The following is a 16003-nucleotide window of genomic DNA, read 5'->3' as shown; positions in this document are numbered from 1 at the left end:
TGGCCGGCATTAAAGGAGAGGGCGTTGTCCGAAGCCGGAATGCGATACCTGCTGGAAGCGCTCAATGCCGGCTCGATGCGGGCGGCGGGCGACCGGCTCAACGTAGCGCCCTCTTCGATCAGCCGGCAGATCGCCCAACTGGAAAGCCAATATGGCCTGGCGCTGATCGAGAAGGGGCGGCGCGGCGTACGCCTTACCCATGCGGGCGAGATCGTCATCGCGCATTATCGCAACCAGCTGGCCGATCGCGAGGCGCTGCGTTCCAAGCTGGAGGAACTGCGGTCGGTGCGCACCGGCCACGTCACCGCGGCGATCGGCGAAGGCTTTGCCGGCAAGTCCTTCACCGGACTGGTCAGCCAGTTTTCCGAACAGAACCCGCAGATCAGACTGGATATCCTGACCGGCTCGACGCAGGAAATCCTGCGCATGATCGCCGATGACGAGGCGCATTTCGGCCTGGTGTTTTCCACCCCCAACGACATGAAGATCCACGTGCGCGCGGTGATCGCGCAGCCGCTGATGGCAATCATGCGGCCCGACCATCCCTTTGCCCAGAAATCCACCGTGACCATTGCCGAGCTGGCGACCGCGCCGCTCTGCCTGCCGCCGGCGAGTTTTCGCATCCGCCAGATCCTGGGCACCGCCGAAGCCAATTCCAAAGTCTATCTCCAGCCGCTGATCACCTCCAATTCCATCCATGTGATGCAGGACGCGGTGCGCGCGGGGACGGCTCTGGCCATCCTGCCGCAGATTTCGGTGTGGTCGGAACTGATCGAAGGCACGATGGTGAGCGTGCCGATCTCCGACGATTCGATCGAGGAAACGACCACCAGTCTGGTCCTGCGTTCCGGCCGCCAGCTGGAAGGCGCGCCGCTGCGGCTGCTCAAGCGGATCGAGGCGCAGCTGCGCCAGTGGAACAAGCCGGTGCGGCGCGAGCGCTGAACCGACGGCGCGCGAACGTTCGTTTGATCGCAACGGTTGCGCGCAGAATTCGTCATTGAATGCAACGGCCGCCTTGGTCAGGCTGATCGCGACACAACTAGGGCCGCCAGCATGACAGATTCCGTGGACAACCCGAACGCCGATGGCGGCCTGCGCAAAGCCGATTGCCTGCTTTTGCTGCCCTTCGTGTGGCAGCTCGGCCTAGCGCCCTGGGCCAACGGGGTGAGCCTGCGGCCGCTGGGATTGCCGTTCGGCATGGCCTGGCAGATGGCGGGCATCGTGTTCGCCACGCTGGTGCTGGCGCTGCGCTATCGCATCGATCGCAAGGGCGGGGCACGCGCATGATCCTGGCGCTGATCCTGCTGATCGTGGGCGGCACCGTGGCCGGTTCAATGCTCTACGGCCGCCGCCGGCAGCAACGCGCGCGCAGCATGGAGGATTGGGCGCTAGGCGGGCGCAAGCTGGGCACGCTGGTGTTCTGGTTCCTCAATGCCGGCGAAATCTATACGACATTCGCGGTGCTGGGCATTTCAGGCTTTGCCTGGGCCTATGGCGCGCCGGCCTATCTGGCGTTCTGCTCGGTTTCGCTGGCGGCGGCGGTGGGATACTGGCTGACGCCGTTGATCCACGCCTATGGCCGCCGGCACGGCCTGGTGACGCAGGCGGATTTCTTCGCGCACCGCTATGGTGCGCGCTGGCTGGGCGTGTGCGTCGCCGCTGCCGGGCTGGTGGCGCTGGTGGTCTATGTCCAGATTCAGCTGACCGCGCTGTCGCTGGTGGTGCGGCTTGCCGCCGGGCCGCAAGTCAGCCCGGCGGCGGCGGCGCTTGTCGCGGTCGTGTTGATGCTGCTGTTCGTGTTCCTGGCCGGGCTGCGTTCGGCCGCCTTTGCCGCCGGCGTCAAGGACGTGCTCATGCTGATCGTGGTGATCGCCTTGGCAGCGACGATCGCGGACGCGGTGGGCGAGCGTTCGATCCTAGGCGTGTTCAGCGCCGTGGCGGAGCGTTTTCCCCAGGCGGTGCGCTTTCCCGGCCTCAAGCCAGAACTGGGGCTTGACGTCACCTGGCTGGTGACCTCGGCGATCAACGTGGCGCTGGGGACTTATATCTTCCCGCACATGTTCCAGCTGTGCTTTTCGGCCGACAGCGGCGACACGATCCGCCGCAATGCGGTGTTCCAGCCGATCTATTCGCTCTCGTACTTTTTCGTGATCCTGCTGGGCTTTGCCGCGCTGCTCGCCGGAACGCAGGCGCCCGGCGGCGATCCCAATGCGCTGCTGCTGGCCTTTGTGGGAGAACGCTATCCGGCCTGGATGCTTGGCCTGCTGGCCGGCACGGCATCGCTGCTGGCGCTGGTTCCGGGCGGCGTGCTGCTGCTGACCTGCGGGGCGATCTTTGGGCGCAACATCGTGCGCCCGCTGGTGCCGGCGATGGACGAGGGCCGCGAACTGCTGGTATCGCGCCTGTCGATGATCGGGTTTGCCGGCATCGCGCTTTACCTCACGCTTGGCGCCGGCGGCTCGCTGGTCGAGATCGGGCTCTCTGCCTATGCGGCGATCGGGATGCTGGCGCCGGGGGTCTATTGCGCATTCCTGCTGCGCCGGACCAGCGCGGCGGCGGTGCTGGCCGGGCTGGCGACCGGCTACGCCGTGTTGTGGGTACCGATGCTGGGAACGCTGGCCGGCCGGTGGTTTCCGCACTGGGAAATGGGGCTGGTGGCGCTGATCGCCAATGCCGTGGTGACGGTGGCCGTCTCGTTGTGCACGCCACTTCCTGCGCGCTCCGCCTGAGCGCTTCGCTTACGTTGCGCACGATGCAACGCATTCGCCCGATACGCGCCATTGTTGGAAACCTGACCCGCTGGCATCGGTCGTGATGAAAGCGGGCAACCGAGCCGGGATTCAAAAAAGCTCGGCCGGGGCGGCGCAGGTCAGGAACAAGGACGCAAGAATGGCAGTCAGCAAGCGGTCGCGGGTCAACTGGCGGGGGTACATCCCTGCGATCACGACGCCGTTCCTCGGGGAAGAGGGCCTGGACGATCAGGGCATCGGCCTGCTGCTCGAATGGCTGGTCGACCAGGGCATGCATGGCTTGGTGCTGGCCGGCACGACCGGCGAGTGGACCAGCATGACCCCGGCCGAGCGGGCGCGCCTGTTCACCGTGGCCGGCGCGCAGATGGGCAAGCGCCTGCCGCTGATCGCCGGCTGTTCCAGCTTCACCGCGCGTGAGACGATCGCCTATGCCCAGCATGCAGCGACCTGCGGCTTTGAAGGCGTGCTGATCACGCCGCCGCCCTATATCCGCCCGCGCGGCGAAGAAATCGTCGCCTTCTACGAGGAAATCGGCGCGGCGATCGATCTGCCGATCTGCGTCTACAACTGGCCGCCGGGCACGGGCGTGGACATGCCGCTCGATCTGCTGCGCCGCCTGGCCGAGATCGACGCGGTGGTGGCGATCAAGCAATCGACGCCGCGCTTCACGCATTTTGCCGAAACCTTCTTTGCGCTGCACGAGCAGGTGCGCGTGTTCGGCTTCCCGATGGACGAACTGGGCCTGACCATGCTGCGCGTCCACGGCGGCGATGGCACGATGGGCGCGGGCGGCGTGCTGGGGCGCAACCAGACCGGCTTCTACGACAAGCTCTGGGCCGGCGACGTGGAGGGCGCGCGCGAATGCGGGCGCAAGGACCGCGTGCTGATGGAGGAATGGTACACGCCAGACCTGATCGGCCGGTTCGGTTCGGGCCCCGCCATTCTCAAGGCGGCGCTCGATGCCATGGGCCTGCCCGGCGGCGCGGTGCGCAAGCCGCTGCTGGCGGTGAGCCAGGCCGATCGCGAAAGCATTGCCGCGACGCTGCGAAAGCTCGATATGATCTGACCATGGCGGCCGTACCCACCAGCTTCGATATCCTGATCGTCGGGGGCGGCCTCGTCGGTGCGGCTTCGGCCTGGCATCTGGCGCGGCTGGGGCTCAAGGTCCTGCTGGTGGAGCGCGGGCATCCCAATGCCGGCGCTTCGGGGCAGAACGCCGGCTCGCTGCATTTCCAGATCGAGCGCCGCTTCCTGGAACAGGGCGAGCAGGCTGCCGTCGACGGCGCGCGCATCGTCACGCTCAACCGCCTGGCGATCGAGGAATGGCGCGGGTTGGAAAACCTGCTGGGCCGCCCGCTCGACGTGGCCATGCACGGCGGGCTGATGGTGGCCGAAACCGAAGCGGACATGGACCTGCTCGCGTTCAAGGTGGCGCGCGAGAACGCGCTGGGCCTCGATACGCAACTGCTCGATGCCGCGCAGTTGCGCGCGCGGGCACCCTGTCTCTCGCCGGCGCTGGCCGGGGCGGCCTGGCTGGAAAGCGAAGGCCATGCCAATCCACGCATTCTGGTCGATGCCTATGCCGCTGGTGCCCAGGCGCAGGGCGCGCAGATCCGCACCGGCACGGCGGTAACCGCCATGGCCATGGCGCGCGATGGCACTTATCGTGTCACCCTCGACGGGCCCGATGGCGCGCTTGCCGTCCAGGTGCCGCGCGTCCTGCTGGCGGCGGGGCACCGGGTGCCGCACCTGGCCGGGCTGCTCGGGCTCAACGTGCCGCTCTATGCCGCGCCTCTGATGATGAGCGTGACCGACCGGACCGAGCCGGTGTTGCCCTACCTGATCCAGCATGTCGGCGCGCGGCTGTCGATGAAGCAGACCGAGGACGGCAACCTTTTGATCGGCGGCGGCTGGGCCTCCCGGCTGGCAAAGCGCGCGGACGGCACGCCCGATCTGGACCAGCCCGCGATTATGGACAGAGCGAACCTGCGCGCCAACCTGGCCGTGGCGGCGCGCGTCATGCCCCTGCTCAAGCGCCGCGCGCTGCTGCGGACCTGGACGGGCACGACCTGCATTTCGGCCGACCAGCTGCCGATCGTGGGCGAGATTGCAGCGGCGCCAGGCCTGTTCGTCGCGGCGGGCGGCTCGCTGTTCACGCTGGGCCCGGTGCTGGCGCGCCTGCTCGCGCAGACGATAGCGCAAGGAAGCGCGCAGGGGATCGGGGCCGGGCCGCTGGCGCTGTTCCAGCCGCGCCGCTTTGCCCACCTCGATGCCTTTGCGGTGCTGCCATGAAGCGGATCGAAGACAATGTCGCGCGCCCGGCGTCGATCACGGTCCTGATCGACGGAGTCGCTTTGCGCGCCTATCCGGGTGAAACCGTCGCGGTGGCCGTGCTGGCTTCGGACACGCGGCGGTTTCGCGACGATCGCGGGGGGCGGCCGCGCGGGATGTTCTGCAACATGGGTACTTGCGCTGAATGCACCGTGTGGATCGCGCGCGGAGACGGGCCCTGGCGCCGGCTGCGGGCGTGCCTTGTCCCGGTCGAGCCGGGCCTGCGCATCACCACCCGCGATCCGGAGGCGGCGGCATGAGCGCCTACGACGTGGCGATCGTCGGCGGCGGTCCCGCCGGGCTGGCGGCGGCCGAGCGCACACTGGCGGCCGGGCTTTCCACTTGCATCGTCGACGAGCAGCAGCGGCCGGGCGGCCAGATCCTCCGCCAGCCGCCCGCCACGTTCGCGGTGGCCGGTTGGCTGGACGGTGCGCCCTACCGCCAGGCGCGCGCCTTGCTCGCGCGCGTCGCGGCGGACAAGGCGCTCCACTGGCGGGGCGGCGTTTCGGTGCTGGGCATTGCGCCCGACGCGGACGGTTTCGTCCTTTCCCTGTCCGATGGGTGCGAGGGCCTGCGCGACGTGCGGGCGCGGCGCGTGCTGGTGGCGGGGGGCTGCTATGACATGCCGGTGGCGCTGCCGGGCTGGACGCTGCCCGGCGTGATGAGCGCGGGCGCGGTGCAGACCCTGGTCAAGGCACAGCAGGTGCTGCCTGGCCAGCGTATCGTGCTGTTCGGCACCCATCCGCTGATGATCGTGCTGGCGCAGCAAATCGTGGCGGCGGGCGGACGGGTGGATGCGGTCTGCTTTGCCCAGCCCTTTGCCGTGATCGCCAAGGCCGCGCTGGCGCATCTGGCCCGCGCGCTGTGGACGCCCGCGCCGCTGCTGGCGGCAGCAGCCGGCCTTGCCGCGCTGCGACGTTCTGGCGTGCCGGTGCGTTTCAGCGCGCCTGTCGTGCGCTGCGAAGGATCGGACCAGGGCGTGATGCGGGTGGTGATTGCCGGCACCCACGGCGAGGAGGCCCTGGCCTGCGATGTTGCTGCCCAATGCTATGGTTTCCTGCCGCAAGCCGATCTCGTGCGGCAGATCGGCGCACGGGTGCGCTGGTCCGGTCCGGCCGGCGGCTGGGAAGCCGTGCACGATGATGCGATGCGCGCGAGCGTGCCTGGTCTTTATGTCGCGGGCGAGACGACCGGCGTGGCGGGCAGCGATGCCGCCATGGTAGAGGGCGCCCTGGCCGGGATCGGCATGGCGCGCGATGCCGGCGCCTTGGGCGAGCCGGCGGCGCAGCGTGCCATGCGCCAGGTGCGCCGCGCCCGCGCGCGGATGCAGGGCTTCATCGACCTGCTGCGGGCGGTTGCCGATCCGTGTGCCTTTCTGCCCGAGGCAGCGGGCGAAACGCTGCTGTGCCGCTGCGAGGATGTTTCCGCCGGCGCGGTCGATGCCGCGATTGCCGATGCCGGCCATCTCGGCCAGGCCTATGGTGCCAGCGCGATCAAGCTGCGCTGCCGCGCGGGCATGGGCCTGTGCCAGGGGCGCAGCTGCGAACATGCGCTGATCCGCCGCATTGCTGCTGCGCGCGGCTGTGCCGAGCGCGACGTCGCCGGGTTTCGCGCGCGCTTCCCCGCCCGCGCGGTGTCGATCGCGGACATGCTGGACGGCCCCGCATAAGCGGCACGCGGGCCCGGGATGTTGCGCGGCGCGCAACATTTTCGTTCAAGGCCCGCCATTGCAGCGCACACGGCCCGGCTTAGGCTGACAGCCGTTCCCAGCCCGGAGATGCGCATGACCGAGCCCGCCCTTGACCGTCCCGTCTTCATCGAGGCCGACCATGTGTCATGGACGGTCCAGGATGCCGATGCCGTGGCGAAATTCTACATCGACGTGCTCGGGGCAAGCGAACTGTTCCGCATGGGGCCGATCGACGCGGCCGACATTCCGGTGGGCGCCGATGGCCGCGACTGGATGGCCGCGCACGTCAACGTGCCGGGCGCCTGCCTGCGGCTGATCATGCTCAAGCTGACGCCCAATCTCAATTTCCAGCTGGTGCAATACGACAAGCCCGCCGATCGCGGCGCCGTGCTGCCGCGCAACTGCGACTGGGGTGGCCATCACCTGGGCCTCAAGGTCGACGATGTCGAGAAGGCCGCGCGCTATCTCGCTGCTCATGGCTGCACGCCGATGGAAGTGATCGAGATCAGTGAAGGCCCGCTCGCCGGCAAGAAGAACCTCTATATTCAGGACCCGTGGGGCCACCAGCTCGAACTGGTCGATTGATCGTTGCAACCTCGCGAAAGTGTATTCGACATGACCAGCACCCGCATCAATCCCGAAACGCTCTATCCCAGCGTGCAATACGGTTTCTCCCATGCCACTCTGGATGAGGCCACCGGCACGGTGCATCTCTCCGGGCAGGTCGCCTGGGACAAGGATTACACCGTCGTCGGCGTCGGCGACGTGGGCCTTCAGGCGCGCCAGGCGCTGGCCAATATCAAGGCCGTGCTGGACTCGCTGGGCATCGGCCCGGAGCAAGTGCTGCGCCTGCGCACCTTCGTGGTAAACTACGACGTGTCGATGCTGGGCGCGATCGGTCCCGAACTGGGCGCGTTCTATGGCGGTGCCATGCCCGCCGCCAACACCATCGTCGGCGTCCAGGCGCTGGCCATGCCCGAATTCCTGATCGAGATCGAAGCGATCGCCACCATTCGGGCGTAACGCCAACCCCTGTTCTTGCGCGCGAAGGCACCGTTGCACGGCGACGGTGCCTTTGTCGTCAAGTGGTGGGAAGCGGTCATTCGTTCACTAAGCGAAAGCACTCAGGGTTCCCGAAAAACAGGCGAGACTGGCAACGAGGTGGGCAGCCGCCGCAACACCAACGGCGCGGTAATTTTTTGTGGCTATGGCGCTGCCGATCAGTGTGCCGTACAGCGGAAACTGAGCCAGACCCACGCCGATCCCAATTGGCCCAATGCTCCGTTCGCGCAACGTCAGAAGCATAGAGAACAGGAAAAGTGCGCGAGCAGCGACATAAGAGCCGTGACCTGCTCCCCCTGACCAAACCGCAGCCACGATCGCCGCAAGCGCTATCAGAGTGCCGATTGCCGCTCCGCGCCATCCGTGCCGGTGTATCAAGCGGGAACGATCCATCGGGACTATTTTCGTCGATATGGCGATGGTCCGCAAGTGGGCGAGAGTTGCCAGCGGTAGGGGATCGAACCCCCACCCGTTGCCGGGATCGCTCTTGCGATACGTCTACCAATTCCGTCACGCTAGCGGGGCTACTCTATCGTTGGATTGGGCGAGAAGACAATGTCCGCAACTGGGGCGATTCCGGACAAATAGGATCTCCGCGCCTCCGCGTGCCCATAAATTCACTCGGCAGTCCGGACGCGGGCACTTTCCTAAAGCGGCAGCCTGCCTTGATCCCCACGACCTAATTTGCGCCAGCGACAATGAAAGCGGGATGGCGATCGCATTGATCCCGCGTGCCATTGCTGTGACCATCACACCCAGGCAGCGGTTCAACCGGTGCGCGCGAAGCAGGCGCGCCGTGCCGCAAGCGATGCGACCGTGCGCGGCAAGACGTACGGCGCAGGCAGGAGCAGCAATAGCACGTGGCACGTGCCGTCCGGTGCGGTGGTGCCTACCGAATTGGCTCATGGGGGTTTTGATCATGAAGATGCACTATCTGACAGCGATATCGGCAGCGGCCCTCACGGCCGCGACTCTCGCGCCGACGACCGCCCTTGCGCAGGCAGCCCCGCAGGCAGACGCGTCCGACACGCTCGCGCCCAATGAAATCACCGTCACCGCGCGCAAGCGCAACGAGACGGCGCAGACCGTGGCCGACCCGATCAGCGTGGTCACCGCCGCCAAGATCGCCAATTCGGACTTGCGCACCCTGCAGGACGCCGTGCGCCTGACGCCCAACCTTGTCGTGCTCGACGGGCTCTATCCGGGGTACAAGACGGTATCGTTCCGGGGCTTCACCACCCTGGGCCGCGACGGCGAATTTCCCTTTGCCACCGTGGTGGACGGGGTGGTCCAGCCCGGCCAGATGTTCTTCCAGCAGGAACTGGTCAACGTCTCGCAGATCGAGATACTGCGCGGGCCGCAGGGCACGCTCTATGGCGGCGGTGCGATTGCCGGCGCGATCAATATCGTGACGCGCAAGCCGACCAACGATTTCACCGGCAGTGTTTCGGCGCAATATCTCTCGGGCAACGAGAAGCGGGCGATCGGCAGCATTTCCGGCCCGATCGTGAAGGACAAGCTCTACTTCACGTTCGGTGCCACGGCTTACAAAGGCGATGGCCTGATCAAGAATCTGGCCAACCCGCTCAATGCCGATTTCGGCGAGGGCGTGACCACGCGCGGATCGCTGATCTTCACGCCGACCGCGGACTTCACGCTGGCGCTGAGCGCTTCGACCACCGACAGCAAGGTCGGCGGCCTGTGGCTGGCGCCTGTGCCAGATGTCGATTTCCGCGATACGGTGCCCAATCCCAGCGAGAACCAGCCGGGCATCGTTCGGACCAAACTGCGCGCCTATTCGCTCAAGGGCGATTGGACCATTCCCAATTTCGCCACGCTGACGGCGATCACCGCCTATTCGCGCGGGCGGGACTACACCACGGCGGACGGCGATTTCTCGGCGGCCGACAACTATACGCAGAACGTCTTCTTCCTCGACGAAACCTGGTCGCAGGAACTGCGCCTGACTTCGAACGGCGCCGGGCCGCTCAAGTGGAACGTGGGTGGCTATTACCAGGATGAGCGGCGTTTCTACACCAGCAACTATGGCTATGCCGGCAATCCGCCGGTGTTCTTCTCGCACAGCGATACCAAGCGGACCTACAAGACCTTCGCGCTGTTCGGGCAGGTTTCCTACCAGATCACCGACCGGGTCGAGCTGACCGGCGGCTTCCGCTACGACTGGGAGCACCAGACCTACGACGATCTCGATCCCGCCTCGACCGGGCCCAAGCAGCTCAAGCAGAAGTTCTCCGAACCGCAGGGCAAGGCTTCGGTATCGTACAAGTGGTCGCCCGACTTGTTCACTTATGCGAGCTATTCGCGCGGCTATCGCAAGGGTGGCTTCAACCCAAGCAGCGCGGAGATGTTCCTGACCTACAAGCCCGAAACGGCCGACAACTACGAACTGGGCTTCAAGAGCAATCTGGCCGGCAGCATGGTGACGCTGAACGGAGCGCTGTTCTACACCGATTTCCGCGGGCAACAGTTCTCCACCTCGCGCGTGGTCGAAGGCGTGGGCATCTACACCGCGATTTCGAACATCAACAAGACGCAGGTCCTGGGTGCCGAGGCGGAACTGACGATCCGGCCCACCCGCGGGCTCAGCCTGTCGGGTTCAGTCGGCTATTCCGATGTGAAGATCAAATCGTACCTGCCCGAAGACCCCGATACCTATTACGACCACGTCATTCCGCAGATCTACCGCTTCACCGCCCAGGCGGGGATCGATTACGAAGCGCCGCTGTCGGACGCATTCACGCTGGTCGTGCACGGTGACATGGCGCACCGCGGCAATGTCTATTGGGACGTGGCCAATTCGCTCGAAACCGGGCCCAAGACATTCTTCAATGCCAAAGTCACGCTGCAGCGCGGGGCCTGGTCGCTCTCCGCGATCGGCCGCAATCTCAGCAACGAGCGCACGCCGATGGCGGTGGGCGCCCACGCCTATGGCACGTCCACGCTGGCCAGCTACAACGCGCCGCGCCAGTATGGCGTGGAACTGGGCGTGAAGTTCTGATCGGGTTCGGGCCGGCGGTGGTTTTCCCCGCCGCCGGCCTTTTCCCCCAGCAGAGTATTGCCGTTGCATCGTAGAGAAACGCTCAAATGGATTGCCGCCGCGGCGCTGGTTGCGCCCGGCGCGGCGCGGGCGATGGCGGGGCATGACCATCATGCCATGGCGGCCGATGCGGCCCCCTCTGCCTTGGCGCCGCCGGCCTACACCCCCTTTGCGCCTGCGCGCCATGCGGCGCTCGATCGCCTGGTGGACCTGATCATTCCGGCCGACACCACGCGGGGGGCAAAGGAAGCCGGGGTTACCGGCTTTATCGAGATGATGCACCAGCACTGGATGAGCCCGGAGGAACAGCGCCGCTGCGATGCCGAGCTGGATCTCGTCATGGCAGCGTTCGCGGCCGGGGGCGATCCGGCCGTGGCGCTTTACGACGGGCGGCGGTTCAAGGCGCCGACGCTGCGCAAGCTGACCGTCTATGGCTATTACACCAGCGAGATCGGCGCGACCGAGGAGCTGGATCTCAATCTTGTGCCTGGCGCCTATGACGCCTGCGCCGCATTTGGCGCGGGCGGGCGGGCGCCCGCGCTCAACGTCTGGGGCATTTCGCTCTCGCTTGATCCGGGGCCGCGCGCCGCCGATGCCGCGCCGCCGGCGATCGCCCCTGCGGCGAAGGGAGCGGCGTGATGGACGCGGACGTCATCGTCGTCGGTTCCGGCATTTCGGGTGGCTGGGCCGCCAAGGAGCTGACCGAGCGTGGTTTTTCGGTCTTGCTGCTGGAGCGCGGGCGCCATGTGGAGGCCGGCACCGATTATATCACCGAACATCTCGCGCCGTTTCAGCTGCCCTATCGCGGCTTTGGCGACCGCCGCCGCTATGCCGCGCGCAAGCCGGTGCAATCGCGACTGGCCGGGCTTTCGGATGCCAACGACCACTGGTTCGTCGATGACGTCGACAATCCCTATGCGACGCACCCGGATGCCGAATTCGCCTGGATTCGCGGCTATCATCTGGGCGGCCGTTCGATCACCTGGGGCCGCGCGTCGTTCCGCCTCAGCCCGCTGAACTTCAGCGAGGCCGGGCGTGACGGGCATGGCATCGCCTGGCCGATTACCTACGACGATCTGGCGCCATGGTACGCGCATGTCGAACGCTTCATCGGCGTCAACGGCGACCGCGACGGTATTGCCACGCTGCCCGATGGCGAGTTCATGCCCGCGCACGGCATGAATTGCGTGGAAGAGCATGTGAAGGCGGTCCTTGCCGAGAAGTTCGCCGGGCGCCCGATGATCAACGAGCGCAGCGCCGTGCTCACCCGGCCGCTCGGCGATCGCCAGCCCTGCCACTATTGCGGCCCGTGCATTCGCGGCTGTTCGACGGGATCCTATTTCAGCAGCGAAAGTTCCACGCTGCCCGCCGCGCGCGCCACCGGCCGGCTCAAGATCATGACCGATGCTATCGTCGATTCGCTGGTCTATGATCCCGCGACAAGGCGGGCGACCGGCGTGCGGGTGATCGACGCCAAGACCAAGGCGCGCACGACGCTGGGCGCGCGCGTGGTGTTCCTCAACGCCTCCACGTTGGGGACGACGCAGATCCTGCTCAACTCGCTCGATCCTGCCAGCGGGCGCAGTTTCGCCAACCGGTCCGACGCGCTCGGCCGCTATCTGATGGATCATGTCATGGGGCCGTTCGGCCTGGCGACGATCCCCGGCTTTACCGACCGCATGCCCTTGGGCAATCGCCCGAGCGGCATCTACATTCCCCGCTTCCAGAACCTGTCGGGCCAGGGCGGCGCGGATGAGCGGCCGTTCCGGCGCGGCTATGGCTATCAGGGCAGCGCCTCGCGCCAGATGTGGACGCGCGGCGGCGAGGGCGAGGACATCGGCCCTGCGCTCAAGCACCGGCTGCGTACGCCGGGGCCGTGGCAGATGTTCATCGGCGCGATGGGCGAATGCATGCCCTATGCCGACAACCGCGCCACGCTGGGCAAGGAACTGGATCGCTGGGGCCGCCCACTGCTCGACGTGGCATTTACTTGGCACGCCAACGAGCATGCCATGGCCCAGGACATGGCGGTCGAGGCCAAGGCCATGCTGGAGTGCGCGGGCGGCACCGACATCGTCACCAGCGCCGACCTTGGGCCCGGCGGCCTGGCCATCCACGAAATGGGTACCGCGCGCATGGGGGCCGATCCGGCGCAGGCCGTGCTCGATGCGCACAACCGCTGCCACGACGCGGCCAACGTCTTTGTGACCGATGGTGCCTGCATGACCGCTTCGGCCGCACAGAACCCGTCGCTGACTTATATGGCGCTGACCGCGCGCGCCGCTGCCTTTGCCGCGGACCAGATGAAGCAAGGAGCGCTATGATGAACCCCTTCGCGATGTCGCGCCGCAGCCTGATCGGCGGGACTGCCGCAGTGGGAGCGGCGGCCTTGCTGGGCGGCGGTGCGACGCTGGCTCGCCCGCCGCGGCGCCCGCTGGGCATCCAGCTCTATACCCTGATGACCCTGCTCGATGCCGACTTCGAAGGCACGATCGCCAAAGTGGCGGCGATGGGCTATCGCGAAGTCGAGACGCTGGGCAGCTTCGGACGCGACCCCGCATTCGTGCGCGCGGTGTTCGACCGGCACGGCCTGGTCTCGCCCTCGCAGCACATCATGCCGCCGGGCCTCTACGAAGTGTTCGACGATGGCGTGGCCGGCCGGATCGACCGGGCGACGTTCGAGCGCAAGTTCATCGAAGCCTTCGATTTCACCCGTGTTGAGGGATTGATCGATGCCTGCGCCAAGCAGGCCGGCCCGCTTGGACAGAAATACATCACCTGGCAGATCACCTGGCCATCGCAGCTGCAATCGCTGGCGCAGATCAAGCAGCTGATTGCCGCGCTCAACCGCGCCGCCGATGCCGCGCACGATCGCGGGTTCCAGCTGGCCTACCACAATCATGACCAGGAATTCCGCAAGCTGGGCGGCGATGTGCCCTACGACCTGATCCTGAAAGAGACCGACCCGGCCAGGCTGAAGTTCGAACTCGACCTGGCCTGGGCAACCAAGGCCCGGGTGGATGTGCGCGGCTATTTCGCGCGGAATCCGGGTCGGTTCCGCATGGTTCACATGAAGGACATTGCCGCCGACGGCAGCGTGCGTGATCCCGGCACGGGGCTGGTGGATTTCCGCAGGATCATCCCGGCGGCCGAACGCGCGGGAGTCGCGCACTTCTTCGTGGAATACGACGTGCCGACCGACCCGCTGCGCACCGCGGCCGATGCCCAGAAGTATCTGGCGCCGCTGATGTAATCGCGGGCGCGCCGTCAGTTCTCCTCGGGTCGGCCCATCACTTCGAAGCGCGCGATCCTGCCGTCGCGGAAGCGCGCGTGGGCCATGCAGACTTCCGAACCGGCGAGGCCGTCGGCGGTGAAGGTGCAGCGATAGTGGACGAAGCCCTGCGTCTCGTCGCTGAGCAAGGCGATGGGCGGCTGCAATTCCACCGTATCGGTTGCCTGGCGGATACGGGCGAAATGGGCGCTGATTTCTGTGGGCCCGGTGCCGCGCAGACCGCCATCGACCAGGAACGGCGCATCTTCGGTGAAGTGCTGCGCAAAGCCGGCCGGCGTGAAGGCGTCTTGGCGATAGGCTTCGTTCCACCACGCGAACATGCGGGCGATGGGGCTTTGCGTGCTGGTCATGGTCGCTCCGTGATGGTCAGGCGATGGCCGGCCGCGCGCGGGACACGCGATCGGCTGCGAACAGAAACACCATCGCGGCCAGCAGGGCATCGATGGTGGGGGCGTGGGTGATTTCCGCAAGACCCAGGCCGACATTGGCCACCGGCAGCGTGGAAACGCCGACGGCAATGCCGAACAGCCAGGCCAGCAGCTGTCGCACGCGGAACGCGGGCACCGGCGCGTCGACGTCGGTGTAGCGGCTGCGGCGCAGCAGGAAATCGGCGACATAGACGCCCGACATGGGCGCGATCAGCAGGCCCATGAACGTGAGCATGACGATGAAATGGCCGAGAATGTCGGCGGCCGCGAGGCATGTGCCGAGAATGCCGGCGAGGGCTGCCAATTGCCAGCGTTCCACTTTCGGGAACAGCGCCGAAAGCGCCAGTGCCGAGGCATAGAGGTTCTTGTCGTTGCTGGTCCAGGTGGCGAGGATGATGACCAGGCTGCCGGGCAGGGCAATGCCCGCCGCCAGCATCGTCGCGACAAGATCGGCGTTGTTGTAGATCGTGCCCAGCGCGGCGGCCAGGATCAGCAGCAGCGGGAAGGCCACGGCATAGTTGATCGTCATCGCCGTCACGTTGTCGCGCGAGGTCTTGAGAAAGCGGCTGAGATCGGGGTTGATCGAGCAGCCGAACACTTCGGCGCCGATCACGGTGGACACGATCATGCCCAGGCCCATGGGCTCGGCTATCGGGCGGATCGCCAGGAGCGGCCCCAGACCGTGGCGATCCAGCCCGATCCCGAGCGGCACGAGCGTGGCCAGGAGCAGCAGCGGCACGCTGACCACCGCGACTTTGCCCATGGCTTTGACGCCGATCACGGCGGTCGAGGCGATCAGCGCGCCGACCAGGACCACGCCGATCCGCTCGTCGAGCTGATAGCTCAGTTGCGTCCGCAGGATGGCCGCCAGGCTCTTGACCAGGATTTGCGTCTGCAGCCCGAACCAGCAGAACGAGGAAAGCACCATCATCGCCACGATGGCGATCGACCCGTGCCGTCCGAACGTGCGCTGGATGATCATCGCCGTGGGCAGCCGCGCCACCAGCCCGATATGCCCGGTGATCACGCCCCACAGGCCCAGCAGCGCGCTGGCGATGACGATGCCGGCGGCCACGGTCGGGAAATCGGCGTGTTGCCCCAGCGTGCCGCCGAACGCGAAGAACGGCACGGAAATCGAAACCCCGACCAGGACCATGGTCAGGAACGGCCAGCTGCGCAGCGCGCCGGCTTCGGGGGGACGCTCGGGATTGCGCTCGACGATGCTGGCAATCCTCTTCAACATGGGCATTCGATCGATCTCCGGCGGCCGCCAAAGCATGGCCGGCCAAGGGAATAGTGCCCCCGATCGTGTCAGATGCGTGGGCCGCGGCAAGGGTGGGCAGCGGGTCTTGCGTCAGATGCAACGACATCGGCGCTTCTTGGTCCGTTTGC

The 16003-nt window shown here is 66.7% G+C and carries 15 protein-coding genes and 1 pseudogene; 13 read left to right on the top strand and 3 right to left on the bottom strand.

Features of this window, described 5'->3' with window-relative positions; translation table 11 throughout:
- Positions 1–24: 24 nt before the first annotated feature.
- From FHT19_RS09885 to FHT19_RS09845, 9 genes are all read left to right on the top strand, one after another.
- Complete coding sequence (locus FHT19_RS09885; protein ID WP_248290361.1) at positions 25–942, top strand: LysR family transcriptional regulator; 918 nt, start codon at positions 25–27, stop codon at positions 940–942.
- Positions 943–1053: 111 nt separating this feature from the next.
- Positions 1054–1287 carry a DUF3311 domain-containing protein gene (locus FHT19_RS09880; RefSeq protein ID WP_168555337.1) on the top strand — a complete coding sequence of 78 codons (234 nt, stop codon included), beginning with the start codon at positions 1054–1056 and terminating at the stop codon, positions 1285–1287.
- Positions 1284–2729, top strand: coding sequence for a sodium:solute symporter family protein (locus FHT19_RS09875; RefSeq protein WP_169474785.1), 1446 nt, complete (start codon positions 1284–1286; stop codon positions 2727–2729). Before FHT19_RS09880 ends, FHT19_RS09875 begins: the two co-directional genes overlap by 4 nt.
- A 160-nt stretch (positions 2730–2889) precedes the next feature.
- A complete protein-coding gene (locus FHT19_RS09870) occupies positions 2890–3816 on the top strand; it encodes a dihydrodipicolinate synthase family protein (RefSeq protein ID WP_168555335.1) in 927 nt (308 codons plus the stop codon).
- A gap of 2 nt (positions 3817–3818) precedes the next feature.
- A complete protein-coding gene (locus FHT19_RS09865; RefSeq protein ID WP_169474783.1) occupies positions 3819–5042 on the top strand; it encodes an FAD-dependent oxidoreductase in 1224 nt (407 codons plus the stop codon).
- On the top strand, positions 5039–5341 hold the full coding sequence (locus FHT19_RS09860) for a (2Fe-2S)-binding protein (RefSeq protein ID WP_169474782.1): 303 nt from the start codon (positions 5039–5041) through the stop codon (positions 5339–5341). The genes FHT19_RS09865 and FHT19_RS09860 overlap by 4 nt, the downstream gene beginning before the upstream one ends.
- Entirely contained in the window at positions 5338–6750 is a 1413-nt protein-coding gene (locus tag FHT19_RS09855; protein WP_169474781.1) for an FAD-dependent oxidoreductase, read from the top strand. The genes FHT19_RS09860 and FHT19_RS09855 overlap by 4 nt, the downstream gene beginning before the upstream one ends.
- A 114-nt stretch (positions 6751–6864) precedes the next feature.
- Positions 6865–7356 (top strand): VOC family protein, encoded by a 492-nt coding sequence (locus FHT19_RS09850; protein ID WP_169474780.1) that lies wholly within the window; start codon positions 6865–6867, stop codon positions 7354–7356.
- Positions 7357–7386: 30 nt separating this feature from the next.
- The gene (locus tag FHT19_RS09845) at positions 7387–7794 is read left to right on the top strand and encodes a RidA family protein (protein WP_169474779.1); all 408 of its coding nucleotides are present in this window, start codon (positions 7387–7389) and stop codon (positions 7792–7794) included.
- Between the two features lie 480 nt (positions 7795–8274).
- Here FHT19_RS09845 and FHT19_RS09840 read toward each other — a convergent pair.
- Positions 8275–8353 (bottom strand): annotated as a pseudogene (locus FHT19_RS09840).
- Between the two features lie 399 nt (positions 8354–8752).
- Between FHT19_RS09840 and FHT19_RS09835 the strand changes: the two are divergent.
- The 4 genes from FHT19_RS09835 to FHT19_RS09820 all read left to right on the top strand — a co-directional run bounded on the left by FHT19_RS09835 (position 8753) and on the right by FHT19_RS09820 (position 14144).
- Entirely contained in the window at positions 8753–10852 is a 2100-nt protein-coding gene (locus tag FHT19_RS09835; protein WP_168555327.1) for a TonB-dependent receptor, read from the top strand.
- Between the two features lie 63 nt (positions 10853–10915).
- On the top strand, positions 10916–11530 hold the full coding sequence (locus FHT19_RS09830; protein WP_169474778.1) for a gluconate 2-dehydrogenase subunit 3 family protein: 615 nt from the start codon (positions 10916–10918) through the stop codon (positions 11528–11530).
- Positions 11530–13215 (top strand): GMC family oxidoreductase, encoded by a 1686-nt coding sequence (locus FHT19_RS09825; RefSeq protein ID WP_169474777.1) that lies wholly within the window; start codon positions 11530–11532, stop codon positions 13213–13215. Before FHT19_RS09830 ends, FHT19_RS09825 begins: the two co-directional genes overlap by 1 nt.
- Positions 13212–14144 carry a sugar phosphate isomerase/epimerase gene (locus FHT19_RS09820; protein ID WP_169474776.1) on the top strand — a complete coding sequence of 311 codons (933 nt, stop codon included), beginning with the start codon at positions 13212–13214 and terminating at the stop codon, positions 14142–14144. The genes FHT19_RS09825 and FHT19_RS09820 overlap by 4 nt, the downstream gene beginning before the upstream one ends.
- Before the next feature lie 14 nt (positions 14145–14158).
- On the opposite strand, the gene FHT19_RS09815 is transcribed toward FHT19_RS09820, so the two are convergent.
- Both FHT19_RS09815 and FHT19_RS09810 read right to left on the bottom strand, forming a co-directional pair.
- Positions 14159–14533: a nuclear transport factor 2 family protein gene (locus FHT19_RS09815; protein ID WP_169474775.1), complete on the bottom strand. Its 375-nt coding sequence runs from the start codon at positions 14531–14533 to the stop codon at positions 14159–14161.
- Between the two features lie 16 nt (positions 14534–14549).
- Positions 14550–15854, bottom strand: a complete 1305-nt coding sequence (locus FHT19_RS09810) for a cytosine permease (protein ID WP_169474774.1) — start codon at positions 15852–15854, stop codon at positions 14550–14552.
- Between the last annotated feature and the right edge of the window lie 149 nt (positions 15855–16003).

It is taken from the genome of Novosphingobium sp. SG919 (assembly GCF_012932495.1).
GTDB classification, from domain to species: Bacteria; Pseudomonadota; Alphaproteobacteria; order Sphingomonadales; family Sphingomonadaceae; genus Novosphingobium; species Novosphingobium rhizosphaerae.
The sequence above is the reverse complement of the archived record's forward strand: the minus strand, read 5'-3'. Positions and strand labels throughout refer to the sequence as shown.